This window comes from Actinomadura sp. HBU206391 (genome assembly GCF_014323665.1).
Classification (GTDB): Bacteria; Actinomycetota; Actinomycetes; order Streptosporangiales; family Streptosporangiaceae; genus Actinomadura_C.
The window spans coordinates 1-1,101 of sequence record NZ_JABVEB010000564.1 but is presented as its reverse complement, the minus strand read 5'-3'; the positions used below and the strand labels follow the sequence as shown (position 1 = coordinate 1,101).

Here is a 1,101-nt window from a genome sequence, read left to right as displayed (position 1 = left end):
GTTCGCTGTAGATATCGGGCGAGGGAGTCGAGGATCTCTTCGGCGGTCTTCTTCCACACAAACGGCCGGGGATCCTCGTTCCAGTCGGCGATCCAGTCGCGGATCTGTTTCTCCAGCGATTGGACGCTCTTGTGGACACCGCGGCGGATCATCTGGTCGGTGAGGAACCCGAACCAGCGCTCCACCTGGTTGATCCACGAGGAGCCGGTCGGGGTGAAATGCATGTGGAAGCGAGGATGTCTGGCCAGCCACGCTTTGACGGCGGGGGTTTTGTGAGTGCCGTAATTGTCACAGACCACATGGACATCCAGGCCCTCGGGCACCCTCTTGTCGATCGTGACCAGGAACTTCTTGAACTCTGTGGCGCGGTGCTGGCGATGCAACTCACCGATCACGGTGCCGTCGGCGACGTTGAAGGCCGCGAACAGACTGGTGATCCCGTTGCGCGCATAATCGTGGGTACGGCGCTCAGGCATACCTGGCATCATCGGCAACACCGGCTGCGAGCGATCCAATGCCTGGATCTGCGACTTCTCATCCACGCACAAAACCACCGCCCTGTCCGGCGGATCGTGATACAGCCCGATGACATCGACGACCTTCTCCACGAACAACGGATCCGTCGACAATTTAAAGGTGTCGCTTTGATGCGGCTTGAGCCCGAAGTCCCGCCAGATCCGCCCAATCGTCGATTTCGACAGGCCGCTACGTCGCGCCATCGAGGCCCTCGACCAGTGCGTGGCGTTCTTTGGCGTCTCCTCCAGCGTCGCCACCACCACATCCTCGACCCGGTCCAGCGTGATCGACGGCGGCCGGCCGGGCCGGTCCTCATCCACCAAGCCGTCCAGGCGCTTGGCCAGAAACCGGCGCCGCCATTTGCCCACCGTGCTCACATGAACCCGCAGATCAGCAGCGACCTGCACATTCGAGTGCCCCTCCGCGCACGCCAGAATGATCCGGCAGCGCTGCGCCAGCACCTGCGAGGACTTGGCCCGCCGCGACCAGCGCACCAACGTCTCCCGCTCTTGATCGGTCAGCTTCACCTCGGCCGTCGGCCGTCCCGTCCTCGCCATAGCCTGAAACTACACTTAACCGGCGAAT

At 62.6% G+C, this 1,101-nt stretch carries 1 protein-coding gene; it reads right to left on the bottom strand.

Annotated features, from left to right (window positions below; translation table 11 throughout):
- Window positions 1–1,073 (bottom strand): IS630 family transposase (locus tag HKK72_RS39430; protein ID WP_187239456.1); only part of this gene is annotated, 1,073 nt, incomplete at its 3' end.
- Window positions 1,074–1,101 lie beyond the last annotated feature (28 nt).